The sequence below is a fragment of the Paraglaciecola sp. 2405UD69-4 genome, from assembly GCF_047525415.1.
Lineage (GTDB): Bacteria > Pseudomonadota > Gammaproteobacteria > Enterobacterales > Alteromonadaceae > Paraglaciecola.
In genome coordinates this window covers 994505-1020525 of the sequence record NZ_JBLIXM010000002.1, presented here as the reverse complement: position 1 = coordinate 1020525, position 26021 = coordinate 994505, and the positions used below count along the sequence as shown (strand labels likewise).

At 40.5% G+C, this 26021-nt stretch carries 26 protein-coding genes and 1 other annotated feature; of the genes, 18 read left to right on the top strand and 8 right to left on the bottom strand.

What is annotated here, in order from left to right:
* Window positions 1–59: 59 nt before the first annotated feature.
* The 6 genes from hisA to hisG are packed head-to-tail and all read right to left on the bottom strand — an operon-like array spanning window position 60 to window position 5822.
* A complete protein-coding gene (hisA, locus tag ACMUMK_RS10970) occupies window positions 60–800 on the bottom strand; it encodes a 1-(5-phosphoribosyl)-5-[(5-phosphoribosylamino)methylideneamino]imidazole-4-carboxamide isomerase (protein ID WP_414701154.1) in 741 nt (246 codons plus the stop codon).
* Window positions 801–833: 33 nt separating this feature from the next.
* Window positions 834–1439 (bottom strand): imidazole glycerol phosphate synthase subunit HisH, encoded by a 606-nt coding sequence (gene hisH, locus ACMUMK_RS10965; protein ID WP_414701412.1) that lies wholly within the window; start codon window positions 1437–1439, stop codon window positions 834–836.
* Between the two features lie 2 nt (window positions 1440–1441).
* Window positions 1442–2512, bottom strand: a complete 1071-nt coding sequence (hisB, locus tag ACMUMK_RS10960; RefSeq protein ID WP_414701153.1) for a bifunctional histidinol-phosphatase/imidazoleglycerol-phosphate dehydratase HisB — start codon at window positions 2510–2512, stop codon at window positions 1442–1444.
* Entirely contained in the window at window positions 2509–3606 is a 1098-nt protein-coding gene (hisC, locus tag ACMUMK_RS10955) for a histidinol-phosphate transaminase (protein ID WP_414701152.1), read from the bottom strand. The genes hisB and hisC overlap by 4 nt, the downstream gene beginning before the upstream one ends.
* Window positions 3603–4901: a histidinol dehydrogenase gene (hisD, locus tag ACMUMK_RS10950; RefSeq protein ID WP_414701151.1), complete on the bottom strand. Its 1299-nt coding sequence runs from the start codon at window positions 4899–4901 to the stop codon at window positions 3603–3605. The genes hisC and hisD overlap by 4 nt, the downstream gene beginning before the upstream one ends.
* 21 nt (window positions 4902–4922) lie before the next feature.
* On the bottom strand, window positions 4923–5822 hold the full coding sequence (gene hisG / locus ACMUMK_RS10945) for an ATP phosphoribosyltransferase (protein WP_414701150.1): 900 nt from the start codon (window positions 5820–5822) through the stop codon (window positions 4923–4925).
* A gap of 98 nt (window positions 5823–5920) precedes the next feature.
* Window positions 5921–6036, bottom strand: a sequence feature (His leader region).
* A gap of 243 nt (window positions 6037–6279) precedes the next feature.
* Between hisG and ACMUMK_RS10940 the strand changes: the two genes are divergently transcribed.
* The 8 genes from ACMUMK_RS10940 to ACMUMK_RS10905 all read left to right on the top strand — a co-directional run bounded on the left by ACMUMK_RS10940 (window position 6280) and on the right by ACMUMK_RS10905 (window position 14764).
* The gene (locus ACMUMK_RS10940; protein ID WP_414701149.1) at window positions 6280–6564 is read left to right on the top strand and encodes a hypothetical protein; all 285 of its coding nucleotides are present in this window, start codon (window positions 6280–6282) and stop codon (window positions 6562–6564) included.
* Window positions 6565–6853: 289 nt separating this feature from the next.
* Window positions 6854–7666 (top strand): GNAT family N-acetyltransferase, encoded by an 813-nt coding sequence (locus tag ACMUMK_RS10935; RefSeq protein ID WP_414701148.1) that lies wholly within the window; start codon window positions 6854–6856, stop codon window positions 7664–7666.
* A 91-nt stretch (window positions 7667–7757) separates the two neighbouring features.
* Window positions 7758–8591: a helix-turn-helix domain-containing protein gene (locus ACMUMK_RS10930; protein ID WP_414701147.1), complete on the top strand. Its 834-nt coding sequence runs from the start codon at window positions 7758–7760 to the stop codon at window positions 8589–8591.
* A 16-nt stretch (window positions 8592–8607) separates the two neighbouring features.
* Complete coding sequence (locus tag ACMUMK_RS10925; RefSeq protein WP_414701146.1) at window positions 8608–9036, top strand: N-acetyltransferase; 429 nt, start codon at window positions 8608–8610, stop codon at window positions 9034–9036.
* Between the two features lie 234 nt (window positions 9037–9270).
* Window positions 9271–10383 carry a DUF2855 family protein gene (locus ACMUMK_RS10920; RefSeq protein WP_414701145.1) on the top strand — a complete coding sequence of 371 codons (1113 nt, stop codon included), beginning with the start codon at window positions 9271–9273 and terminating at the stop codon, window positions 10381–10383.
* Window positions 10384–10682: 299 nt separating this feature from the next.
* A complete protein-coding gene (locus tag ACMUMK_RS10915; RefSeq protein WP_414701144.1) occupies window positions 10683–11525 on the top strand; it encodes a sulfite exporter TauE/SafE family protein in 843 nt (280 codons plus the stop codon).
* A 67-nt stretch (window positions 11526–11592) separates the two neighbouring features.
* A complete protein-coding gene (locus ACMUMK_RS10910; protein ID WP_414701143.1) occupies window positions 11593–12480 on the top strand; it encodes a formate dehydrogenase accessory sulfurtransferase FdhD in 888 nt (295 codons plus the stop codon).
* Window position 12481: 1 nt separating this feature from the next.
* The gene (locus tag ACMUMK_RS10905) at window positions 12482–14764 is read left to right on the top strand and encodes an FdhF/YdeP family oxidoreductase (protein ID WP_414701142.1); all 2283 of its coding nucleotides are present in this window, start codon (window positions 12482–12484) and stop codon (window positions 14762–14764) included.
* Window positions 14765–14857: 93 nt separating this feature from the next.
* On the opposite strand, the gene yeiP is transcribed toward ACMUMK_RS10905, so the two are convergent.
* Window positions 14858–15430 (bottom strand): elongation factor P-like protein YeiP, encoded by a 573-nt coding sequence (gene yeiP / locus ACMUMK_RS10900; RefSeq protein WP_414701141.1) that lies wholly within the window; start codon window positions 15428–15430, stop codon window positions 14858–14860.
* A 203-nt stretch (window positions 15431–15633) separates the two neighbouring features.
* Between yeiP and ACMUMK_RS10895 the strand changes: the two genes are divergently transcribed.
* Complete coding sequence (locus tag ACMUMK_RS10895) at window positions 15634–16095, top strand: hypothetical protein (RefSeq protein WP_414701140.1); 462 nt, start codon at window positions 15634–15636, stop codon at window positions 16093–16095.
* A gap of 62 nt (window positions 16096–16157) precedes the next feature.
* Here ACMUMK_RS10895 and ACMUMK_RS10890 read toward each other — a convergent pair whose 3' ends face one another.
* Window positions 16158–16652 (bottom strand): histidine kinase, encoded by a 495-nt coding sequence (locus ACMUMK_RS10890; RefSeq protein WP_414701139.1) that lies wholly within the window; start codon window positions 16650–16652, stop codon window positions 16158–16160.
* 193 nt (window positions 16653–16845) lie between these two features.
* Here ACMUMK_RS10890 and ACMUMK_RS10885 point away from each other — a divergent pair, with 193 nt between their 5' ends.
* From ACMUMK_RS10885 to ACMUMK_RS10845, 9 genes are all read left to right on the top strand, one after another.
* Entirely contained in the window at window positions 16846–18771 is a 1926-nt protein-coding gene (locus ACMUMK_RS10885) for an ATP-dependent DNA helicase (RefSeq protein ID WP_414701138.1), read from the top strand.
* The gene (tsaB, locus tag ACMUMK_RS10880) at window positions 18768–19454 is read left to right on the top strand and encodes a tRNA (adenosine(37)-N6)-threonylcarbamoyltransferase complex dimerization subunit type 1 TsaB (protein ID WP_414701137.1); all 687 of its coding nucleotides are present in this window, start codon (window positions 18768–18770) and stop codon (window positions 19452–19454) included. The genes ACMUMK_RS10885 and tsaB overlap by 4 nt, the downstream gene beginning before the upstream one ends.
* 106 nt (window positions 19455–19560) lie before the next feature.
* Window positions 19561–19866, top strand: coding sequence for a hypothetical protein (locus tag ACMUMK_RS10875; protein ID WP_414701136.1), 306 nt, complete (start codon window positions 19561–19563; stop codon window positions 19864–19866).
* Between the two features lie 140 nt (window positions 19867–20006).
* Window positions 20007–20633, top strand: coding sequence for a Slp family lipoprotein (locus ACMUMK_RS10870; RefSeq protein WP_414701135.1), 627 nt, complete (start codon window positions 20007–20009; stop codon window positions 20631–20633).
* An 88-nt stretch (window positions 20634–20721) separates the two neighbouring features.
* The gene (locus tag ACMUMK_RS10865; protein ID WP_414701134.1) at window positions 20722–21564 is read left to right on the top strand and encodes an alpha/beta fold hydrolase; all 843 of its coding nucleotides are present in this window, start codon (window positions 20722–20724) and stop codon (window positions 21562–21564) included.
* 135 nt (window positions 21565–21699) lie between these two features.
* A complete protein-coding gene (gene fadD / locus ACMUMK_RS10860) occupies window positions 21700–23355 on the top strand; it encodes a long-chain-fatty-acid--CoA ligase FadD (RefSeq protein ID WP_414701411.1) in 1656 nt (551 codons plus the stop codon).
* A 220-nt stretch (window positions 23356–23575) separates the two neighbouring features.
* Entirely contained in the window at window positions 23576–24742 is a 1167-nt protein-coding gene (gene rnd / locus ACMUMK_RS10855) for a ribonuclease D (protein WP_414701133.1), read from the top strand.
* A complete protein-coding gene (locus ACMUMK_RS10850) occupies window positions 24742–25017 on the top strand; it encodes a YcgL domain-containing protein (RefSeq protein WP_414701132.1) in 276 nt (91 codons plus the stop codon). The genes rnd and ACMUMK_RS10850 overlap by 1 nt, the downstream gene beginning before the upstream one ends.
* 14 nt (window positions 25018–25031) lie before the next feature.
* The gene (locus ACMUMK_RS10845; protein ID WP_414701410.1) at window positions 25032–26021 is read left to right on the top strand and encodes a lytic murein transglycosylase; all 990 of its coding nucleotides are present in this window, start codon (window positions 25032–25034) and stop codon (window positions 26019–26021) included.

Here is a 26021-nt window from a genome sequence, read left to right as displayed (position 1 = left end):
CTAATTTGTTATATAATTTTGTTATTCGCTTGTTTGTCTATTGTAAAGCAATCTTAGGGTTAACTTGTAGTATTCCAGCAAGATATTGCTTGCTCGACTGTAAACTTACCTTCTAGTAAGGCTCGCCCTAAAATTACGCCACTTACTTTAGTGGGCTTGAGTATGGCAATGTCATCAAGCTTGCCTATACCGCCAGAGGCTTGCCAACCTACAGTTGGGAAACGCTCGGTCATTTCTGTGTATAACTGGTGATTAGCGCCTTGTAAGGTGCCATCTCGGCTGATGTCGGTGCACAGTACATGTTTGGCACCCACTGATAAAAAGTCTTCGAGTAGGGCTTCTATTGATACCCCAGAGTTTTCTTGCCAGCCGTGAGTGGCAATAAACTTGTTACCTGACTCATCAATATTAATATCTAAAGCGAGTACTATGGCATCGGCACCATATTTAGTGATCCAACCTTTTACTAGTTCAGGCTCTTTAACAGCCAACGAACCAATTACCACGCGCTTTACGCCTATCTCTAGGAGTTGGGCTACGTCTTGCTCGCTACGAATACCGCCACCTGCTTGAAACTGCATGCGGCCTGTGGCCACCATTTTTGCAATTAAATCTAATTGGCGTTTACTGGTATCTTTTGCACCTGTTAAATCAACAATATGCAACCATTCAGCCCCTTGATCTGCGTAGCTATGTACCACATCAATAGGGTCTAATTTATATTCTGTTTTATGCTCGTAATCGCCTTGATATAAACGTACGACTGAACCTTCAATTAAATCTATGGCTGGGATGATCATATTTTATTTACTAACCTTTCTCATTCGCTGGTTTTATAACTCAATGAAGTTTTTTAATAGCTGCGACCCTACATCACTAGAGCGCTCTGGGTGAAACTGCACACCAAAAAAGTTGTCTTTGTGTAGGGCGGCTGAAAAGTCCATTCCGTATTGGCAGCTTGCCATAGTAAAATCTGAGATACCGACAGCAAAACTATGTACAAAGTAAAAGTAGCTGTTGGCATCTATGCCTTTAAATAGGGGCGCGTCTGCAACAGGGGTAACGGTATTCCAGCCCATGTGAGGCAGGCGTAAATCACCCACTTGCATGCGTTTTACTTGGCCTGGTATTAAACCTAGGCACTCAGTGCTCTCGGTTAAGCTTTCTTCTGATGCTTCAACCATTAACTGCATACCTAAACAAATGCCAAGTACTGGCTGGGTTAACTTTTGTACACAGCTAACCAGTTGCTTTTGTTTTATGCTGGCCATAGCCGCATTGGCACTGCCTACGCCGGGTAAAAATACTTTGTCGGCTGCTTGGATCACTTGAGTGTCATCACTTACAGTCACGTTTACACCTAAACGTTCGACTGCAAATTTCACCGAAGATATATTGGCGCACCCTGTATTCACTATTACTATTTGCTGTGCTTTCATCATTACAAAGCACCTTTACTGCTTGGTAAGGATTCACCTTGCTTGTGGATTGCTTGGCGTAAGGCTCGGCCAAATACTTTAAACAAGCTTTCTACTTGATGGTGCGCATTGCCTTCTGTGGTAGACAAGTGCAGCGATAACCCCATAGCTTGTGCTATCGAATAGAAAAAGTGAGGCACCATTTCAGTTGCCATTTCGCCTACTTGGTCACGGCTAAATTCTGCTTCAAATTTTAGGTGAGGGCGGTTAGAAATATCTAAAATACATTCTGCGCGGCATTCATCCATAGGTAAGGCAAAACCAAAACGGCCAATACCACGTTTGTCGCCTAGGGCTTTTTTCATGGCTTCACCAAGAGCAAGGGCAGTGTCTTCTACACTGTGGTGATCATCTATGTGTAAATCACCATCTGTTGTGAGTGTTAGCTCAAAGCCACCGTGGGTGGCTATTTGATCTAGCATGTGATCAAAAAATCCTAACCCTGTTTCTATGGTTGATTTTGCCGTTGAGTCTAAATCAACAGTAACGTTTATATTGGTTTCTGAGGTTTTACGAACAACAGTGGCCACTCGGCTTGATGCAAGCAATTGCTTTTCTATAGCCAGCCAGTTGTTATCTTGTGGGTGATATTTAATACCGACAATGCCCATGTTTTCTGCAAGCTGCATATCTGTGTCGCGGTCGCCAATCACAAATGAGCGAGTAAAGTCGACTTTACCTTGCTGTAAGTAGTCTTTTACTAAACCCAGTTTAGGCTTGCGACAGGTGCAGTTGTCTTCGTCAAAGTGAGGACAAATGAGTACGTCGTCAAACACCACACCTTGGCTACTAAAAAAGTCCATCATTTTATTGTGGGGTAAATCAAAGTCAGCCTGAGGAAAACTATCTGTCCCTAGTCCATCTTGGTTAGATACCATGACAAGGCGAAACCCATTTTGTTGCAACTTAAGTAGGACGGGTAATACTTGTGGCTCGAAAACCAGTTTTTCTAATGTATCAAGTTGTTTGTCGATAGCGGGCTCTTCAACTAGGGTGCCGTCTCGGTCGATAAAAAGAATAGGCTGCTGGCTCATGCTAATGGTTCCTGCTGTGCAAAAAAGTCTGTCATTAATGACAAAAGTTTTTCATTTTGTTGTTGATTGCCAAGGGTAATGCGAAGGCAATTATCTAAATTAATTTGTTTGGACTGATCGCGGATCAACACTGAGTTGGCGACCAAAAAGTCCATTATTGCTTGTTTTAATGGGTGACGAAATAAAATGAAATTCGCTTTATCATCGCCCACAAGTGTTACTTCTGGAAACTTGGTTAATTGCTGTTTCAAGTGTTCTTTTTGACTATGCAGATAGTCTACTTGTTCAGCCATTAATGCTAGCCCCTTTGGGCTTAAGGCTTGTGCGGCAATTTGCGCTACAGGCTCTGGCATAGGATAAGGAGCAATTACCTTCATTATGCTTTGAATTACATCTTGATTTGCCAAGGTAAATCCGCAGCGAATGCCTGCTAAAGCAAAGGCTTTAGACAGTGTCCGCAAAACCACTAGGTTAGGATATTGCGCAAGTTCTTTTGCCCAAGTATTGGCGGCATCAAACTCAATATAGGCTTCGTCTACTACAACCAGAGCAGAGTCAGCAAAGTGCTCTAGAACTTCAGTTAACTGTGCTTTATCTACCGATGTGCCAGTTGGATTATTAGGCGAGCAAATAAATACCAGGTTAACCTTATTTTTGAAGGTTTTTATGGTGTCGATATCTAATGAAAAATCTTCATTTAATACCGCTTTACTCACCCCTACATTGCAGGTTTCGGCACTGATGGCATACATACCATAAGTAGGTGGGCAGATTAAGATACTGTCCTTGCCTGGTGTACAAAAGGTACGAATCAATAACTCTATACCTTCATCTGCGCCGCGAGTGACTACTATTTGGTCTTTCTCAACGCCTGCATATTCTGCGTAAGGCAAAATAACACTTGGTGGCTGACAATCTGGATAACGATTAAAGTGCGCTGAGTCGACGTCGTAATTGTTGGCAAAAGGTGACTCGTTGGCATTTAGCCAGATTTCGCTGTCGCTGTCACCGCCTGCAAAAATGCGGCGTGCTGACTCATAGGGCTTTAAAGCCTTAAGATTTTCGCATACTAGTTTATTGACTAACTCACTCATTCTGACACCTCGGTGTTTAACCTAAGGGCTACGGCTTGTCTGTGGGCGTCTAAACCTTCGGCATCGGCAAGATCCATAATGGCGTTGCCAATATTTTGAAGCCCTTGGTAACTCAGTTCTTGCACTGTAAATCTGCGCATAAAATCTGCTAGGCCTAGGCTAGAGTAATTGCGAGCATAGCCATAGGTAGGCAATACGTGATTGGTGCCACTGGCGTAATCTCCCGCTGATTCTGGCGACCATTTACCTACAAATATTGAGCCGGCATTGGTAAGTTTACCTAAGCTGTCACGGGCATTTTCTATTTGTACAATTAAGTGCTCGGGTGCATAGCGGTTACTTACTTCAAAGGCTTGCTCTAGGCTGCCTGTTAAAATGTAACGGCTGTGCTGCACGGCTTTTTCGGCGATTTCTTTACGGCTTAGGGTATCAAGCTGTATGTCTACCTGCTGTTTTACAGCTTTGATTAAGGTTTCGCTATCAGACACTAATACCGCTTGTGAATCAGCGCCGTGCTCTGCCTGAGACAGTAAATCAGATGCCACAAAAACAGGGTTGGCGTCTTTATCTGCAATCACTAGCACTTCAGATGGGCCGGCTGGCATATCGATAGCAGGGCCTGCTGGAATGCGGCTTACTTGTTGTTTAGCTTCTGTGACAAAGCTATTACCTGGCCCAAATATTTTATCGACTTTAGCAATAGACTCAGTACCTAATGCCATAGCAGCAATGGCTTGTGCGCCGCCTACTAGGTAGATTTCGTCTATGCCACAAAGACTGGCCGCATAGCGAATTTCTACTGCGATTTCACCGTCTTTATTAGGCGGGGTACACAATACTTTGCGTGGGCAACCCGCTACTTGTGCTGTTGCCCCAAGCATTAGCACAGTTGATGGTAGTGGCGCAGTGCCCCCTGGAATGTATAAGCCTACCGATGCCAGTGGTGCATGTTTAAGTTCGCATACCACCCCCGGGGTAGTTTCTACTTCTATGTCTTCTGGATACTGAGCTTCATGAAACGCGTAAATATTAGCGTACGCTTGGTCTATGGCCCATTTAACTTCTGGCTTTAATGCGCTAGCAAAGGTGTCTTGTTCGTCTTGAGCAAGGCGTAATGATTCAAGCTTGGCCCCGTCAAAGCGTTCGGTTAGTTGCTTTAAGGCATGATCGCCATGGTCTGCTACTTGTTGAATAATATCTGCAACCGCTTCACTTAAAGAGCGGTTATCAGACAAGGCTGGTCGACTTAGTAATTTAGCTTGTTGCTCAGAATTTAAATTGGCCCATATTTCCATGATTAATACTCGCTTAGTATCTTAAGACATCATTTTTTCGATTGGCATAACAAGGATAGAACTACATCCGAGTGCTTTTAGTTTTTCCATGGTTTCCCAGAATAAGGTTTCTGGACTTACTACATGAATCGCCACTGCGTCATCGTTACCGGCTAGTGGTAATACAGTTGGGGTTTCTGAACCGGGTAGTAAGCTTTTAACTTGTTCTAAATAAGCTTTAGGGGCGTGAAGCATGATGTATTTACTTTCTTTCGCCTGAGTAACGCCATCCATACGGGGTAGCATTTTATTAATTAGCGCTTGTTTTTCTTCAGACAGCTTGCCTGCACGTTGAATAAATACCGCTTTTGAGACGAAAATTTCGTCAGCTTCTTGTAAACCGTTAGCTTCTAACGTGGCGCCAGTAGACACCAAGTCACAAATTGCATCGGCTACGCCGGCACGAGGAGCAACTTCAACAGAACCAGTTAACATTACGGTACTGGCGTTGATGTTTTTCGCTTTGAAAAAACGCTCTAGTAAGTAAGGGTAAGTTGTAGCAACTTTTTTACCTTCTAATGACTCTATGCCTTGATAATCCATCTCGTTAGGCACTGCGATAGATAAACGGCAACCACCGTAGTCTAGACGTCTTAACTCAATGTATTCTGCTTGTTTACCTGAAGCTTGGCGCTCTAGCATTTTTTCTTCTAGTTCATTTTGTCCGATAAAACCTAGGTCAACTACGCCATCCATCACTAGCCCAGGAATGTCGTCGTCTCTCACCAATAGAAGGTCAATAGGTTGATTAGTAGAGTGAGCTATTAATAACCGGTCGCGAATTTGTAATTTAATGCCAATAGCTTTTAACAGTGAAATACTGTCATCACTTAAGCGGCCTTTTTTCTGTATTGCAATACGAAGTCTGTTGTTATCAGTCATCTTTTGTTCCGATTAAATATCAATAGTTAATTGTCAAATTGATGTGGCTCAACTCTGGCTAATGTGTACCTAATTTCAGTACAAAAACCTTTAAAAATGAAAAACCCCCGAAAGTCGCCTTCCGGGGGTTTAGAAAAATTCTGCGCCGCTAGAAGGATTCAATACACCTTCCAGCCCAAACCTGAAAGGTTAAGCTTTATGATGGTGATGAATAGCTTGCAGTACGTTTTTCAAAATTTTGTCTTACCCTATCGTGGTTAGTGCGTAAATATTTGCTACGCCCTAAATTATGGCGCATACATTATGCAATCGGCCTAGTTAATGCAAGGGGATTTACAGGGAAAGTGCCTGCTTTCTTACAATAAAATCAACTATGATAGGTTTGATTGAATGAAATGCTTATTTTGTTGTCCAATTATTGAGCGTTTATTCATTTTGACTGAAAGGAGAGAGGCAAATGGTGAATGATTTATTGTTTTCAGTATTACCTCGAGAAGGTAAAGAGCCTATCGCCCACGACACCCAAAAAATTGAAAAAATAGATAAGATAGCAAGGGCGCGAGCATTAAAAGAGGAAGATGAAAAACTAAAAGGTCAGCAACAAGACCCTAACGGAAAAAAGCAAAATCAGGCTAAACAAGATTCTGATGAGCAAACCGCTCAGAAAGATGACACTGAACAAAGCCAAGATACCGCCCCTAAAAAGCCGAAGGGCCCCAAGCATTTAGATGTATATGTTTAGTCTTATTAGCTGAGATTTGCTATCTGAGCGGAAATTTTGATAGATGAGTTTTAGCGTTCAGGAGACATGCCTAACTTACTTTTATCCTTAAAGCTGCGCTGAATAATATGAATTAACTATGAAATTCAGTATCCCCATTTAAATAATCTTGGCAGTTAAAGCTGTTTTATTTTCAATATTCTTAATATTGTCGCTTTTGTTCAATACGACGAAAAGCCGCTGAATTATTATCTTTCCATCAGGTTAGGCAGGGTTTTCCTAGCAACCAATATTTTTGAGTATTTAAATCATGTTAGAAATTAGAAAGATAGAAACAAACGACAGGCTTAGCATTTTAAAGGCAGAGTACTTTAATCAAACTACTGCACCGTTAGATGGCATGTGGCACTTTGGCTTTGTTCCCATGGCACAGCACTTTGGTTTTTATGAAAGTGAGCATTTAGTTGGTTTTTGTTGTTTAAACACAGATGGTTATTTATTGCAATTTTACGTTTCTCAACAAGCCATCACGTCAGCCGACGAATTATTTGAACTTATAATACAAAATAATAGTAATGTAATTGGCAAGGTAGCTGGGGCTTTTGTTAGCACCTGTGATCCTGCATTCCTAGCGATGTGTTTAGACCACAACTTATCATCGACTGTTAACGCTTTGCTTTACTGTGGGGTTCAGGGGAATACAAGCCAAGCTACTAGTGCAGAGTTACAACAAGCTAGCCAAGAGCAACTGGTGCGCTTTGTTGACTTTGCAGTAAACGCAATTGGAGCGCCTAAGGAGTGGTTACAAGGCTACTTTGGTGACTTAATAGCAAAGCAAGAATTATTTGGCTATTGGAAAGACCAGCAACTTATTGCAAGCGGCGAGTGTCGAAAATTTGCTGAACACCAAACTGAATATGCTGATCTTGGTGTGATTGTCTCGCCAGATTTTCGTGGGCATGGAATTGCCACTGATGTATTACGAGCACTTATTGCGTTGGCAAAGTCTCAAGAGCTAATCCCAATGTGTTCAACAGAAAAAGCAAACTTAGGAGCACAAAAGGCCATAGCAAAAGCAGGTTTAGTGACAAATCACCGTTTGCTGCAAGTAACGTTTGCATGAATGACTGTAGGTATGTTGAATCCTTCATAGTTTGGTTAATGTGATCTTTAATTTTGTTAAGGTGTCTTAAGGACTATTAATCGGAAAAGTTATGCTGCATTGGATTATTCCATCAACCAGTAAACTCAGTGACTTTATTGAATGTTATTGGTTTATTGAAAAAAACACAGGAGCTGGTGATAATTTTCCAAAGCTCAACCCTGACCCTTGTGCGCATCTAATTTTTGCACCTTGCTCAGAGCCTTACAGCTATGGTTATGCAAAACAACAGGAGTTAGGGCAAGGCAGTCATTTGCTGTTAGCGCACCAAAATACGTTTGATCTGGACCATTCAAAGTCGTTCACCCATCTAGGGGTTAAATTTAAAGTGGGTGTGCCCTATATGATGTCGCTGACAACAAGCGAAGAAGGGCAATTAGATATTGTTAAGCAAATAGATACCGATAAGTTAATGTCAGTCAATGCGGCTGCACTAAGTGAATTTTTTGTATTGGCTAGGCAGAGTCCTGAAGCTTGTATCACTAGGTTAGAAAGTATTCTAACGCCCTGGATGGAGCAGATTCAACATGATCAGCATAGCCAATTAACATTTAGGGTAGTTGAAGCCTTACAAGAGGTAAGTATTGCTGTTTTGGCAGATAAGCTTTTTTGCTCGAAGCGCACTATTGAACGTAGCTTTCGCCGTGTTACAGGGCTGACCTTAAAGCAATATCAGGCGATGACCAAGCTAGAATTAATGTTGGAATACCTATATCAAAAACAAGCCTGGCAGATTGATTGGGTTGATATAGCATTTCAATTTGGTTTCAGCGACCAACCCCATTTGATCCGTTATTTAAAACAGCAAATAGGTACAACACCAAACAAGTACCTGTTAGAGCGAGGCTTTACCATTGATATTTATGGCGGCGTAAGTTCATCTTAGTTCACAAAGAAGTATTATGATTAGAAAAATGAATACAGTAGAAGTAGATACTTTAGTATCTCTTTGGTTTAAATCGTCTGTTAAGGCGCATAATTTTATCCCAGAAGATTTTTGGCAAAGCCAAATTTTGGCGATGAAAGAAAGTTATCTACCGAATAGTGACACCTATATCTACGAAGAAAATAATCATATTTTAGGTTTTATTTCTTATCATCAAGGCTTTGTACCTGCGCTGTTTGTTTCTCCAAATGCACAGTCTCAAGGTGTTGGCAGTAAGTTACTAAACTTTATTAAACAGCGACACAATCAATTACAGCTTGCTGTGTATGTCCAAAATCACAGAGCTCACAGTTTTTATCAGTCTCAAGGCTTTAAAGACTTTGATCGTCAACTATGCGAACAAACCGAGCATGAAGAAATTTTGATGGAATGGCGCAAAACATAGTTTTATAAATGGCTTTCAATAACTTCTAATGCCACAAAACTGGTTTTAGGTTTTGTTGCTCGCCACTCGTACTCATTCTTCAATCACCTTATGTTAATGAGCCTATATGTCAGCATTGCTAGGCTTTGATAATCAGCGGGTTTTATGCCGAGCCATTCAAATTTATGATGCCCTTGTCTTAGGCTTCAATCTTATACTCAGTGCACTAATTATCTTTAGCTACAGGCAGAGTATATGAGCAATTCTATTACAGTTACCCAAGTTTGGATTGAGAAGTCTAATGTCGCGAACACTAAAATTATTGAAAAAAATATAGATATTGACCTACTACAAGAGGGTGAGGTTGTACTGAAAATCGATTCATTAGGGTTTTCTGCTAACAATATTACCTATGCTGTATTTGGAGATAAAATGGGATATTGGGGCTTTTTTCCTGCCTCTGATAACTGGGGTATTGTGCCTATGTGGGGCTTTGCAACTGTGATCAAATCTAACCATTTGGATGTGCAGGTAGGGGAAAAAGTATACGGCTATTTGCCTATGGCTTCTCACTTAATCATTAAAGCTGGTAAAACCTCTGCCACTCACTTTTTTGATGTTAGCGATAAACGTAAAAGTATTTCTCCGGTATACGATAACTATGTGCGCTGCGCCACAGACCCTGGGTATCAAGCTAGTAGAGAAGCGTGGCAATTAAACTATCGCCCTTTGTTTATGACATCCTTTGTATTAGATGATTTTGTTGGTGAAGGGCTAGCTGAGCTTGTAAATCCTGTTGAGCAGATTTTTGTTACCAGCGCCTCCAGTAAAACTGCCTATGGCACGGCCCATTTATTAATGAAGCATAAGCAAGCCCGTGGTTTGGGTTATAAGGTGATAGGGTTAACATCTACACATAATAAAACCTTTACCGAAGGTTTAGCCTGTTACGACCAAGTAGTGAGTTATGATGACATTGATACATTAGATGGAGGTAAATCTAGCTTGGTTCTAGATTTTGCAGGTAATAAAAGTTTATTGCTTAAGTTGCAGCAAGGGTTTGCTAAAAACTTAGGTAAGCTGATTTTGATTGGCTCTACCGATGTGGAAGCCCAGCAAAACAAACCTCAAGGACATCTAAATAGTGAGTTTTTCTTTGCGCCAAGCCAAGTGAAAAAACGTACTAGCGAATGGGGCCATGAAGGCTTTGCAGAGCGTTATGCAAAAGCCTGGCAGAGTTTCGCACTGCATATGAATGATAAGGTGAAAGTAGCTGAGTATGCTGGCGTAACCGCTATCGAGAGCCTTTATCACACTGGGCTTGAAAACAAGCTTAATAATGTAGAACTAAATGTATTGACGTTTTAGTACGCGAGTAGCATTTGTACTTCATGCGTAAGAGGTAATAGAATTAAACCCACTTTGGCTTTTAATCATTAGGTGGACTAAACAAAGTCTGTATCGAATGTGTTTTATATTTACTAAAGATAAGTTTTCAAAATATATCTACAATTGATACTAGTTCACTCGTTGTTTTTATGATGAAATCATTATTATTGTAAATAACGTTACTAGATTAATCATTGCGTTTAAGCTTGGATTTCCGCTTTTTGAAGTATTCACCTTCCTCCATTTTAATTATTAGGCTAGCACTTTTGGGTATATGGTTGGCTATTTTTATTTGCCAAGCTAACCCTTGGGGTTTGCTTAAAGACTTTGGCCCCTTCGCTTTTTTAGGTGTTATCGGCGCGATTTTTGCCAATTCAACGGGCGCTGGTGGCGGTGTGGTATTCATGCCGTTTTTTAATCAGTTAGGCTTTAGTGTCACGACCTCTGTGGCAACGAGTTTTGCTATTCAATGTTGCGGAATGACTGCTGGTGCGCTGACATGGTATGCGTACTTTAAACAATTAACGGCACATAAACTCACCGAAGCTCAAGAGTGGTCGGTGTTACCAAAAGTTTTGATATTGACTATTCCTGCTTCAATGATTGGCTTGTGGTTGGTTCAATTAAATTCTCAATCTTTAGAGCAACTTAGCGACCCCGATACTTTACACTTAGGGTTTGGGATTTTTTCTATGGGGTTATCCTTGGGGATTATCGCCAGTGTTTTTTGGGTGAAAACTCAAAGCTTTAATAAAAGCTTGTGTTTAATTGATTATGTCTCTTTAAGCATGATAGGGCTGCTTGGGGGCGGTATTACTGCTTGGCTTTCGATTGGCGTTGGAGAGCTTATAGCTGTGTATTTAATTGCGCGGCGTTTTAACGTTGCTTTCGCTATTGCTGCGGCTGTGATTGTCAGTGCAGTTACTGTCTGGGCTGGGATTGTGTATCACTTGTTTGTGACGTCAGCCGTGTATTGGCCTGTGGTTTTATTTGCCGGTGCTGGGGCAATAATCGGTGGTGTGTTAGCTAAAAAGTTAGTTCTTTATTTTTCGCCAAAAAATTTAAAGTTGTTTTTTGGCGTTTGGATATTTATCTTAGGCCTTACCTCTTTACCTTTCTAGTAACCTAATTGTTCGCTTTTATTGATATGGAGCAGGATTAGGACATTAACTTTATTTGTTGGCTTGTTTGAAACCCGTTAAACATTATTCTATTGATAAAATATCCTTGTCGAATGCGTCAGAGTACTCGGTTGCCAGTAAATCTAGAACAGATTGCATAGTGGTTGAGGAGCCTTTGGAGGTTTGGTGTTGTTATCATATTAATCATGCTCCTCCAGCTGAGCTACTGTATACCACTATGCGCACCCCAGGTGATGATTTAAACCTAGTATTAGGTTGGTTGTTTTGCAGTGGCATTATTCAAAATGTATCTGACGTATATTCTATCAACCACACTGGCACAGGCAGGTTAAAGCGACACACCACTAACCGTATTATGGTTACCTTTTCAAAGGTGATTGATGTGAGTCAGTCTAAAAGAGCTGATGTGGCGAGCTCTGCTTGTGGTGTATGTGGTGAGCAGAGTATTGATAGCATATTAAAAAAGTTACCTAATAGGGCGCAAACTACGAAAAAAACCAAAACGCTATCTCTTCAAAGTTTATCCACATTGGTATCAGGTTTGGGTGAGCGACAAAGTATTTTTGAACAAACCGGCGGTAATCATGGTGTAGCCCTGTTTGATTATCACACTCATATACTTGATGTACGTGAAGACGTTGGACGTCACAACGCTTTGGATAAGCTCATTGGTGCCAACCTCAGTATGATTACTAAGTCGAACCACAATCTTGCAGGAGTGGTTTTAAGCGGTCGAGTGGGCTTTGAAATGGTACAAAAAGCTGCGATGGCTGGTCTTAACTATATTATCGCTTTGGGTGCTCCATCTAGCCTAGCGATTGATTTAGCTGAAGATTGTGATATTTGCCTACTCGGCTTTGTGAAGCCGGAGCACTGTAATTTATACACAGGTGGACACCTACTAAGTGATAAACCTACCCATCAAGGAGTGTGATATGACAACTAATAAAATAGCGATTAAAAACTTACAGGTCACCCCTCAAAAGCAATGGGCAGCAGGTATACCTGCCGTAGTCTCTGCCTATAAAAATGTGGGTGGCAAAGTAGGCCCAATAAAAGGCACCCGCTTGTTAACCCATTTAAATCAAATTGAAGGGTTTGATTGCCCCGGTTGTGCTTGGCCGGATCCTTTAGGAAAGCGAGCTACGTTTGAATTTTGTGAAAATGGCGCTAAGGCTATCGCAGATGAAGCAACGAAAGACATTGTCGATGCGAGCTTTTTTGCCAAATACAGTGTTGCAGAGCTTAAACAAAAATCAGACCGATGGTTGAATGCCCAGGGCAGATTAGTTGAGCCTATGTTTTTGGCTGAAGGTGCCACTCACTACAAACCCATCAGTTGGGACATGGCTTTAGGGTTAACCGCTACCCACTTAAGTAAGTTGGACTCGCCAAATGAAGCGGCTTTTTATACCTCTGGCCGAGCGAGCAATGAAGCGGCATTTTTATATCAGTTATTTGTGCGTCAGTTTGGTACCAACAACTTGCCGGATTGTTCAAATATGTGTCACGAATCCAGTGGTGTGGGTCTTGGTGAAACTATAGGTGTGGGTAAAGGTACGGTTTCCCTTAAAGATTTAGAACACGCTGAAGCCATTTTTGTATTTGGTCAAAATCCCGGTTCAAATCACCCAAGAATGCTAGGTGCACTGCAAGATGCTAAACGTAATGGCGCTAAAATTGTCTCTATAAACCCCCTAGATGAAACGGGCCTTAAACGCTTTAAAAATCCCCAAGAGGTTGGCGGTGTAATCGGTACAGGAACAGAGTTACGTGATTTACATTTACCAGTAAAAATAAATGGTGATGTGGCTTTATTGAAGGGCTTGTGTAAGGCCTTGATAGAAAGAGATGATTCTGGTTTAGATATCTTAGACAAAGAATTTATCGCTGAGTATTGCCATGGTTATGATGCATTTAAGGAAGATATCTTGGCAACATCATGGGATGACATTATCAAGCATAGTGGTGTCACTCTGGCTCAAATTAATGAAGCTGCCGATATTGCGGCGTCTTCTAAAAAGACGATTTGTTGCTGGGCAATGGGAGTCACACAACATAAGAATGCAGTGGCTAACATACAGCTAATGACAAACTTTTTAATGTTGCAGGGGAATCTAGGTAAACCAGGTGCGGGAGTGTGTCCAGTGCGCGGCCACAGTAATGTGCAGGGTGATCGTACTATGGGTATTTGGGAAAAACCAAGTGATGCTTTACTTGATGCTTTGCAACATACCTATCAATTTGAGGTCCCTAGAGAGTTTGGTTACGACGCTGTAGAAACGGTTACCGCCATGGCCGAAAACAAGCTTAAAGTGTTTTTTGCCTTAGGCGGGAATTTTTACAGAGCCATGCCTGATCATTTATTAACTAAAGATGCTTTGGCAAATTGTGAATTGACAGTGCAGCTATCAACTAAGTTAAATCAAAGTCATTTGTATACCGGTAAAAACGCTTTGATTATGCCGGTATTGGGGCGAACTGAGATTGATACTCAAGCTTCTGGCGTTCAAACTGTTACCGTAGAAAACTCTATGGGAGTCGTGCAAACCTCCCATGGGAAGATCCCCCCTGCATCGAACTTATTAAAAAGCGAAATTGCCATAATCGCCGAACTTGCAGATTTAACCCTAGATGCTAGTCACATAAACTGGCTGGGTATGAGAGATGACTATAGTTTAATACGAGATGGCATTGCTAAGGTTATCCCCGGTTTTGAGGACTTTAACCGTCGTATAGATGAGTTAGGTGAGTTTGTATTACCTAATGCCGTTCGAGACGCCCGTAAATTTTCCACCAACACTCAAAAAGCCAACTTTATCGTACATCAAATTGAGCCCATAGCGGTCCCCGAAAACTGTTTATTGATGATGACAATTCGAAGTCATGATCAGTTTAATACAACGGTTTATACCAATAACGATAGGTACAGAGGAATACATGGTAGCCGTAAGGTGTTGTTTCTAAACCAGGAAGATATTGCTGCTTTGGGATTTGAGGTAGGTGATTCTGTGGATATTCACAGCCATTGGCCAAGTGAAGATATTAAAACTCGCACTGTAAAAGGCTTTACTTTAGTGGCTTTTGATATCCCTCAAGGTTCGTCTGCAGCATACTACCCCGAAACCAATGATTTAATTCCACTTAGTAGTGTTGCAGAAAAAAGTAATACGCCAGCATACAAGTCTGTGGTGATAAGTTTAGCCACTGCAAGCTGAGCTTTTGTGAAATCTGCAGTTAATTGTGAAACTCAAGATAGAAAGCAACACTGAAGTTTGCTTTCTATCTTGATAGAGGTTGTTTAGGTGGGGTTATGAGTCAGCACGGCTTACAAATTTACTTTCAGAAGTACTCACTTTAATTTTTTCACCGTTAGATATGTATTCTGGTACTTGTACCACTAAACCTGTGCTAAGTGTTGCAGGCTTAGTACGAGCACTTGCAGATGCGCCTTTTATAGACGGGTCGGTTTCGGTGATAACAAGCTCAACGTTGGGGGGTAATTCAACACCGACAGGTTTACCTTCAACTAATAGAACCTGTAACCCTTGAGTGTCTTCTGTGACAAAAGGTAGTTCTTCGCTGATAGTGTCTTTGTTTAAGAAATAAGATGTGTAGTCTTCACTGTCCATAAAGACATATTCATCACCGTCTACATAAGAAAATGTGACTTTACTACGGTGGAAATCTACTAAATTTAATACTTCGTCTGCTTTAAAGCTTTCGTCAGCTTTTGCCCCTGTGCCTACTTCGTAAAGGCGCATTCTGTAGAGGCTAGCACCGGCTCGACCACTTGGGGTTAGTTTGTTGATATCTTTTACAAGATAGGCTTTACCATTGTGCTCTATAGCGGCACCTTTTTTTATTTCACTGGCTTTAGGCATTGGAATCACTCTCAAATTATTTGCGGCAGAAAATAGCATGAAAAACAAAGTTGGCAAACTGGTAGCTGTATTTATTGACGTTTTTTATGTTAACTCGGGTACGTATTTTAACCTTTGAATTATGTGCTGGGTTGGCGTAGAGTATTATTTTTAAGCAATTTAATAGATAGCATTAACTAAAGTGAAAGAACAGGGAGCTTAATATGAAAGTTGTATTATCGAGTATACTAGTAGGCCTTACGTTATCAGGGTGTAGCAATTTTTCACCTAAGATTGCTGATAATCATTTGAGGTTTGAAAATTTTAGACGTTTGCAAAATTATGACGTTGAGCTTGTTTATTTAATGTGTGAAAACCATAGACCGGTGTCATGGACCTCTCCTAAGCAATTTACAAGCGGTGAACATGACTTATGGGTGAAAGCTAAGTTTGGCGATATTGAGCGGATGAGCTCTGCTAAGGAAGCAATAGTTAATTTTAAAGTGAACTTAGATGAGGGCAAGGCTTATATGCTGAATAGGAATGTTAAAGCAGACACAGTATCACTTTGGATCCAGGAGTCCGAAACAGGCCTAGTTGTGTCTGAGGTTATTACTGAAAAATTAGAGCTTCCTAATTTTGTTGGTAATTTGCGAGAAAAACAGTGTGAGTCTGGCACAGTTTAACTTCTCAAAGTAAGTACTGGCTGCGTGAAGAGAATTTAATTGTTTGATGTTTTTTATTTCGGTTATAGATCTGGGGTAAAAAACATCGAAATTATATTTGCCATTTTTCTTAACTTTGTGGAATCTTGTTCTTCCCAATGGCTAAATGTCCCAACGCTTTCACAGCAAAATATCCCTGTAGGTGAAAAGTCTTGATGAAGTATGTAATCAAGCAGTGAGTAAATGTCGTTAGGAATAAAGTAATCGGCATTAAAACATTCTGTTGATGGGTGGTTTCTGGCATCAGAGGCAACAATATGCTCATTTTCTAATATAGCTTCAAAGTATTCTGGAAAATCTTCTTTCGTTAATATTTGCCCAGATGAAAAGCTGTTACTTAGTTGATCAAAACACATCAGGCACTCTATTTTTTGTTTGTTATCTACTAAGCGCCAAATACTGGTTCGATTTGCTCCTGAAATACTTTGACAGGCCACTGTGCAGGCTAGCTTTAGTTTGTCGGTGGCAGATTTATCTGGATGACTCATAGTTATGGTCAAATCAGTAATAGGGTCCATAAGTACTTCAATATAAATAATTTTATCGGTAAATATTATTCTAACCTACATCAGGGGTAACTCAATTTAATATCTGCTGTTAAGCTTAGATAATCAGAAATTACTTAGACTTACAAAGAATAACTCTCGTTTGAAGTCGATCTATTTGGCATAATTAAGCATATTAATTTTCTGAATTCCTTTTTAAGGTGTTATGCCTAGTATTTCACAGACTTTTTCTGAAGACGGCGATCTCTCAATTGCTATTTCTGGCTTTACGCCACGTCAGGCTCAAACTGATATGGCCAAAGAGGTAGGGCGAGCCATTCAAGATAAGTCAAAACTGATTGTTGAAGCAGGCACTGGAACGGGGAAAACCTTTGCCTACTTAGTGCCTGCTCTTTTATCTACAAAGAAAACAATTGTTTCAACGGGTACTAAAAACCTACAAGAACAACTTTTTCATCGGGACTTACCTTTAGTTAAAAAAGCATTAAAAAGTAATGGCAAAATAGCCTTGTTAAAAGGCCGCGCAAATTATTTGTGTATCCATCGCCTGCGTCAACATGGTGGAAATAGCACCTTGTTAGAGCGTCAAACCTTATCAGAGTTAACACAGGTAAGGCAGTGGTCTTCAAGTACTAAAACGGGAGATATGGGAGATTTAAAGTCTCTTGCCGAAGATGCCAAAGTGCTGCCTTTTGTTACATCCACTACAGATAATTGCTTGGGTAAAGATTGCCAAGATTATGAAGATTGCTACTTGGTTAAAGCGCGGCGAAAAGCCCTAGATGCCGATGTTGTGGTCGTGAATCATCATTTGTTTTTTGCTGATATGGCATTAAAAGATACCGGATTCGGCGAACTCATTCCCGAGGCTGACTTAGTGATATTCGATGAGGCCCATCAAATACCGGATATCGCGAGTGAATATTTTGGTGAAACCTTTTCTAGTCGACAAATTCAAGACATTAGCCGTGATATCGATATGGTTTACCGCACCGTATTAAAAGATGCCAAGCAAGTACAAGTTGCCGCTGAAAAATGCAAAATGATCGCTGCAGATTTAAGGATATTGTTTCCAGAAAATCCCCATAAAGGTAATTGGCGACAAATGTTGCTCCGTGATGATGTACAAACTCAAGTGAGTAAGTTAACGGACGGGCTTGGGGTGTTATACGAGGTGACAAAGCTTCATATTGGTCGAGATAAAGAGCTTGATAACATCTTTGAACGGATCTCTGAGGCCAAAGGTAAGTTATCTCGCTTAATCGATACCACTAAGTTAGGTGTCAGTTTGTGGTATGAAACCACGAAACGACACATAGTTTTGCATCTAACACCTTTGAGTATTGCTAATAAATTTGCTGATTTTATCGCTGAGCCTAAGCGCAGTTGGGTCTTTACTTCTGCTACTTTAATGGTGAATGACAGCTTTACCCACTTTCAAAAACAAATGGGGTTAGATGACGCGAGTACCTTGTCTTTAGACAGCCCTTTTGATTATCCTAAACAGGCTATGCTTTGTGTCCCTCGTTTTTTACCTGAACCAAATGCAAGAGAAATGCGGGCTACGCTGATAGATATTTCTGCGAAACTGGTCAAAGCAAGCCAAGGGCGCTGTTTTTTACTGTTTACCAGCCATGCTGCACTTAATGCAGTGGCCTCGCAGTTAGAAGATAAAATAGATAACCCAATTCTTGTTCAAGGTACTACCACTAAAAGAGCACTTCTAGAGCGCTATATTGAAAACAAAGACGCAGTACTTTTGGGGACTGGTGCCTTTTGGGAAGGAGTAGATGTACGCGGAGAAGATCTAACCTGTGTGCTGATAGATAAACTACCGTTTGCGTCTCCCGATGATCCATTATTACAAGCCCGTATCGATGACTGTAGGAAGCAAGGAGGTAATCCCTTTGCTCAATTACAAATTCCCCAAGCTGCTATTTCTTTAAAGCAGGGGGCGGGTAGGTTGATCAGGGATGAAAATGATAAAGGAGTGCTAGTTATTTGTGATAATCGACTTGTTACAAAAGACTATGGAAAAATATTTATGGGAAGTTTGCCTGATATGCACCGTACTCGGGATTTAAATAAAGCAATAGAGTTTTTGCGCTCCATACATGAGGAAAATTTGTGAATTTATTAGTAATTGATGCTGCGACAGAAGCCTGTTCCGTTGCATTACAAGTAAATGGCAAAACATATAGTCGTTTTGAAATATGCCCCCAACAGCATAGTCAGCGTATTTTGCCAATGATTGATGAAGTATTAAAAGAGGCTGAGGTTAAGTTGCAAGCCTTAGATTATCTGGCATTTGGAAGAGGTCCTGGCAGTTTTACTGGAGTACGGATTGCAACAGGTATTTTACAAGGCTTAGCGCTAGGATCTGGGTTAAAGGTTGTAGGGATTTCGACATTAGCAGCGATGGCACAAGAAGCAGCGACTAACACTGAGAGTAGTAGAATATTTGCCGCGATTGATGCTCGAATGTCAGAAGTTTATTTTGCTGAGTATCGTTTAGTTGAAGGGGTAGTCAGTTTGGTTGCTGAGGAAAAAGTAATACCACCAGAGTTAGCCCTTGCAAATACTCAGCTTGATGAAAAAGCTGTAGGTGTTGGTACGGGGTGGGCTGCATATGAAACCATTAACCAAAGTCATGAGGTAGAAGTCTTAGCCGATATTTTGTATCCAAATGCTTTGTACATGTTGCCGTTAGCCGTCTCGCAAATAAACGCTGGTAATGCCGTGGATGTTGAAGATATAGAGCCAGTATATTTAAGAGATAAAGTAACTTGGAAAAAGTTACCAGGCCGAGAATAATTCCCCTTAAGCTATTTTTATGGAACGAAATTTGTATAACTAGACGGCTAAACATGGCCTTAAACTTTGTTTAAGGCAAAATATTGCCATAGATTAGGATTTTTTGTTGACCATAGATTCTCTCTCAAATGCTTTAAAGACTGCGGATTTAACTCGTTCTACACGAGATAAAAGTCGCAGTGTTAAGCCTATCCAAGAAGATAAGGCAGCTGATTCGTACTCTAAAGTCGACATCATAAGGTCTGGTACACCTAAAGCATTTGAGCAAGCTGCTAGTTTTAGTCAAAGCACCTCATCCCAAGCCGGTGCAACCCTTAATGAGAAGTCTGCGATTGAGGCATATCAAAGCATTGAAAAGAGCCAGCAAAGGGAAGGTATACAATTACTTTTAGGCGTTGATACCTTTGTGTAGCGCTTTGTAACAAGCTAACCGTCCTTAATTGTGGGGTGATTAGAGTATATAGCCCGATAAAAAACCGTTAAATTCAGTCTCAGTTCAGTTAATATTAATAGAATACGATAATGTTCTACTAAACATGTAAGAAGGCAAATATGAATATTCGGGTAAGTCTACTGTTGTTAGCCATGTTTGTGAGTGGTTGTGCAACTTTTCCAGAAGAATTACAAATTGAAGATGATTCGCAATTAGTGAGTTATCAAGATGCTTCCTCTAAAGCTGAGGATGTCAAAGGAAAAACTATCCGCTGGGGTGGAGCAATCGCAAAGATTGAGAACAAAGCAGAGTCAACCGTTTTAGAAATGGTGCATTACCCCCTTACAAGTTATGGAAAACCTATTTCTGGCGATGAAAGCATCGGCCGTTATCGTGTTACTGTAAATGGGTTTATGGATCCTATGGTTTATCAAATTGGACGTTTGATGACCTTTACCGGTGAGTTAAATGGTTTAGAAGAAGGCTTAGTAGGGGAGCACAACTATGTTTTTCCTAGTGTGACTGCATTACAACACCATTTATGGAAGAACATCCAAAGAGTCAATATCAGCACAGTTAGCATATGGCCCCATGGTTTCGGATTTGGTTTTGGTTATGGTCGCTATAACAGAGGTTTCTATAACCGTGCGGTGATCAGGAGTTCAGTTAATTCTAATAAAGGGTTAAGACCAAGTGGGGCAGCCACTTTGCCAAGACCAGTACAAGTTAAGAGTCATAAAAAGTAGCGGCCATTTAGCGCCAGATATGGCATACTTATTCAGTCTTAGCGGCAAGTAATTGCCGCTTTTTTTATGTTTGAGATAACGGAAATTAATGCAACAAGCTCTAGAATTTTCATTAAGTCACTTAACTCTGCGCGGGGTAGGGTATGGAGATCCCCAAAAACCAATGATTTTGGCTTTGCATGGTTGGCTTGATAATGCCGCGAGTTTTGAGCCTATTTCACAATACCTAAGAGACTTTTACATTGTTGCAATTGATCTAACTGGCCATGGTTTATCTGACCATAGAACACCAGGTGCCCATTACCATTTAATTGATTTTGTGCATGATTTGCATGAACTAGTAGAATCTCAAGGATGGACTGATTTAGTATTAATGGGACATTCAATGGGAGGGATTATTGGATCTTTGTATAGTGCCTGTTTTGAAGAAAGAGTCAGCAAGTTTATCTCCATTGAATCATTAGGCCCTTTAGCGAAAGCTCCTCAAACTAGCCCATCTCAACTAAGAGATTCTATTAATAGTAGGCTCAAGGCACAAAAAAGCAGGGTGAGGCATCCTACTAGTTTCGAGCGAACTGTAGAAGCGCGGACTATGGTAGGTGATATTAGCGTGTCTTCTGCACGACTGTTGGTGGCAAGAAATACTCAGACGGTTGCAGGGCAGTTGCGTTTTACAACTGACAGACGTTTGAGAACCTTATCTTCGATGCGATTGACTGAACAACAAGTAGAAAGCTTTTTACGTAACATAAAGTGCCCAGTCTTAGTGATTATGGGCCGCTCTGGTTACGAGTCTATGGGAGACGCTTTCCTTGCAAGAAAAGATTGGATAGTAAAATTACAGTCATTTGAATATGACGGTCATCATCATTTGCATATGGATAATCCCAAACCAGTAGCTGAGGCTATTGTTGATTTTATGAAAAGTTAAAATTGTTAATCACTTGTTGATTACTATTTATTGGTTTTTTAGGTACTATAGCCTAAGTGGTCCAACCTCTAGAGGTGTTTCGGCCCGTAGGTGTTCTTACCTATGTACTTTTTATGTTTTATGCCCGGAGGCGTAGTGGAAAAAATTTGGTTAAATAATTATGACTCTGACATTGCAGCGGAGATTGACGCAGATAAGTATCCGTCTCTTGTAGACGTTTTTGAGCAATCAGTGGCGACATTTGCTGATAATGTCAGTTACATCAATATGGGTAAAAGTATTACCTTCGCTGAGCTTGACCAGTTGTCGAAAAATTTCGCAGCTTATTTGCAAAGTATCGGTCTAAATAAAGGCGATGCAGTGGCAATTATGATGCCTAACTTGTTGCAGTATCCTGTGGCATTGTTTGGGGTTTTACGAGCTGGAATGACAGTGGTAAACGTTAATCCACTGTATACGGCAAGAGAGTTACAGCATCAGCTAAAAGATTCAAACGCTAAAGCTATTGTTATAGTAGAAAACTTTGCGTGCACACTAAGTGAAGTGATCGCCGACACTAATGTTGAAAAAGTCTTACTTACTTCTATTGGTGACATGTTACCCAGTTTAAAAAAATGGGTTGTAAATTTTGCGATTAAATACGTTAAGAAAATGGTGCCAAATTATCATTTACCTGATGCAGAATCCTTTGTCTCTGCAGTCAAACTTGGTGCCTCCAAACAGTACACTCGCCCCACATTAGAAGGAAAAGATTTAGCTTTCTTACAATATACGGGGGGAACCACTGGCGTATCAAAAGGTGCTATGTTGACCCATAGAAATGCTGTGGCTAACTTAGAGCAAGTTGCGAGTATTTTGGCTCCCATTGTTATACCTGGTAAGGAATATGTGGTAACCGCTTTACCTCTGTATCATATATTTGCATTACAGGCGAATTGCTTAGCCTTTATAAAGTTTGGGTGTCCAAACCTATTAATTACCAACCCAAGGGATATGCCAGCGTTTGTTAAAGCCCTATCTAACTATCCATTTACCATTATTACAGGAGTAAACACTCTATTTAATGGTTTGCTTAATACAGCGGGCTTCTCTGATATAGATTTCACTAACGTGAAAGTGTCACTGGCTGGAGGAGCCGCGGTGCAAAAGTCGGTTGCGCAGCGCTGGAAAACCACCACTGGTCACGTTTTACTTGAAGGCTATGGGTTAACTGAGTGTTCTCCAGTTGTTACCGTTAATCATCCTTCTTTAAAGACTTATAAAGGTTCAATTGGCATGCCTGTTCCATCAACTGACATTAAGCTTTTAGATGATGCTGGTGCTGAAGTGCCCCTTGGAGAGTCTGGAGAGATGTTCGTAAAAGGGCCACAAGTTATGTCCGGTTATTTAAATCGAGAAGAAGCAACCAATGAAATATTAAAAGATGGCTGGTTAGCCACTGGCGATATTGCAAAATGCGATGAAGATGGCTTTTTCTATATAGTTGATCGTAAAAAAGACATGATCTTGGTTTCTGGGTTTAACGTTTATCCGAATGAGATTGAAGATGTAAGTGCAATGCATCCAGATATAGTAGAAGCTGCCGCCGTTGGCATACCCGATGAAAACTCAGGGGAAATAGTAAAACTGTATGTGGTAAGTGAAAATTCTGCTTTGACAGAAGAAGATGTGATTAAACATTGCCGTGAGCACTTAACTGGTTACAAAGTACCTAAAAAAGTTGAGTTTAGAGACGAGCTTCCTAAAAGTAATGTTGGTAAGATACTACGTAGAGAATTAAGAGATAAGTAAAGGTTTAGGGCGATAGCGTTTGAGTAGATGTTTTTGCAACTAATTGTTTTAGATAAAAGAGTGGCTCAGTCGTAGGTATTTTGCCCATACGCTGCTCCAGTAGTTTAAAAACAGTTCATGCATTAAAATTTAACTGCTTCTAGATTTTTATTTATAAACTCACTTTAAAAAGCCGGCGAAAGCCGGTTTTTTATCTGTTATCAGCCAATTTTGGATATTCATGGAATACACTTTTATCACAGACACTCAGGCATTAAATGATTTTTGCCAGCAAGCGATCAAAGCCCCAGCGATTGCCGTAGACACTGAATTTGTTAGAACGCGAACCTTGTATCCCAAGTTAGGTCTGATTCAAATATATGATGGTAAGCAACTGGTGTTGGTTGACCCTTTGAGTATCGATGATTTTTCAAGCTTACAAGCATTACTAACCAACCCCAAGCTTGTTAAAGTTTTACACTCATGCTCAGAAGATCTAGAAGCCTTTTGGCATGCTTTAAAGGTTATCCCCACGCCGATTTTTGATAGTCAATTTGCAGCAAGTATTGTTGGTATGGGGCCAGCTTTAGGATATGCAAAATTAGTTGAAATTATGTTAGGGGTGGTAGTCGATAAAGGTGAGTCTAGAACAGATTGGATTGCTAGGCCCTTAAGTGAGCAGCAATGTGTGTATGCTGCCAATGATGTTCTATATCTTTTTCAGTTGTATCCAGAATTAAAGGCTAAAGTTGAGGAACAGCAAAAGTTACCTTGGGTGTATGCTGAAATCGAACACTTAGCTCGTAAAAAACAATCTGAGTTGCCGTTAGATGCTGTGTATTTAACAATTAAGAATAATTGGAAGTTAGCGGGAAAACAGCTACTTACTCTTAAACACCTTGCTGCATGGCGCACCCAGACAGCCAGAGAAAGAGATTTAGCACTTAACTTTGTTGTACGTGAAGAAAACTTAATTGAGATAGCTAAGCGTCAACCTATCACTATGAATAATCTCAGAAGTATTCAAGGCATGAACCCTCACGAAATAAGAATTCACGGCCAAACCTTATTGGCTATTGTCGCTGAGTGTGATGGCCTTGATGCTGCTTCTGTTCCTCCTAAAGTTGAGCGAGTTAATTTTTATCCAGAGTATAAAAATACGCACTCTCAAGTTAAAAAAATATGCGAAAAAATCGCTAATGAACTAGAGGTTCCCATTGAACTAATGGGGTCAAAAAAACAGTTAAATCAATTATTTAAATGGTGTTGGTTTGATATTGATGAAACCAAAGCCTTGGGCTTGTTGCCAGATTTGTTAAGTGGCTGGCGTAGAGAATACTTAGTTCCAGAGCTACTTAAGGTTGATAATTTAAGAGCAGCAGTTAGCCAAATTGAAGGAGCAGAATAATGTTGTGCGCAGTGTATAAAAGTAGCAAAAAGCAGGAGACATATTTATATGTGCCTGGTAGAGATGACTTTTCTAAAGTGCCTGAAGCACTTATGAAAACTTTTGGCACACCTGTTTTTTTGATGATTATGCCCCTTAAGAAAGACCGCCCTTTAGCACAGGTTGATATTAATAAGCTCCGAAGTGAGCTAACTATCAAGGGGTTCTATTTACAACTGCCACCGCCGCAGGAAAACCTGTTAAAAGCTCACTTAGCACAAAATAAGATGAAGTAATGGCCGGTATGTTAATGATAAAAAGTCTTGGTCAAAGCTTAATACAACTGGTTATATCCCTTTTATTAGTGGTCAGCTGTAATAGTTATGCTAAGAAAACCTTTGAAGTATATGTTGAGGATTTAAAGCAAGAGGCAATATCTCAGGGCCATGATCCTGAATTGGTTGAGGCTGCCTTCTCTAAGGTGACGTATAGAAAATCTGTTGTGAAAGCTGACAAAAGCCAACCAGAGACTAAGATCACCCTTGATAGTTATTTGGCTACTAGGGTGCCAGACTGGAAAGTAAAACAAGCTGTGAAGCTTCTCAATGAAAACAAGCAAGTGTTAGATGCTATTGAAAAGCAATATGGTGTGCAGCAACGTTTTATTGTTGCACTGTGGGGCAATGAAAGTAATTTTGGAAAGTTCATGGGGCGTCACCCCGTGTTCAACTCGCTAACAACTCTTGCATATGACGGACGCCGCGAAGCTTTTTTTAAAAAGCAAATTTTTGCGGCTTTATCAATCATTGAACAAGGCCATATTAAACTTGAGGACTTTGTAGGTTCGTGGGCTGGTGCTATGGGGCAGACTCAATTTATGCCTAGTTCATTTTTAAATTATGCAGTTGACTTTGATGGTGATGGTAAAAAAGATATTTGGTCCAACAAAGCTGATGTATTCGCGTCAATTGCGAATTATTTAAAGTCTGAGGGATGGAGTAAGCAGCTAACTTGGGGGCGTCAAGTTTCCCTAAGCGATGATTTTGATAAAAGTCACATTGGGTTAGCCCGTCAAAAGATGAAAACATTAAACCAATGGTCTGATTTAGGCGTTAAACGTTATAATGGTGAAACACTGCCAATTGCAGATATTAAAGCATCTGTAATCGCCCCTGATGGCCTTAACGGTAGAGTGTACCTGGTATACGAAAATTTTCATACGTTAATGAAATGGAATCGTTCAAGCTATTTTGGTGTTTCGGTGAGTTATCTTTCTGAACGTATAAATAAAGGCTTTTAA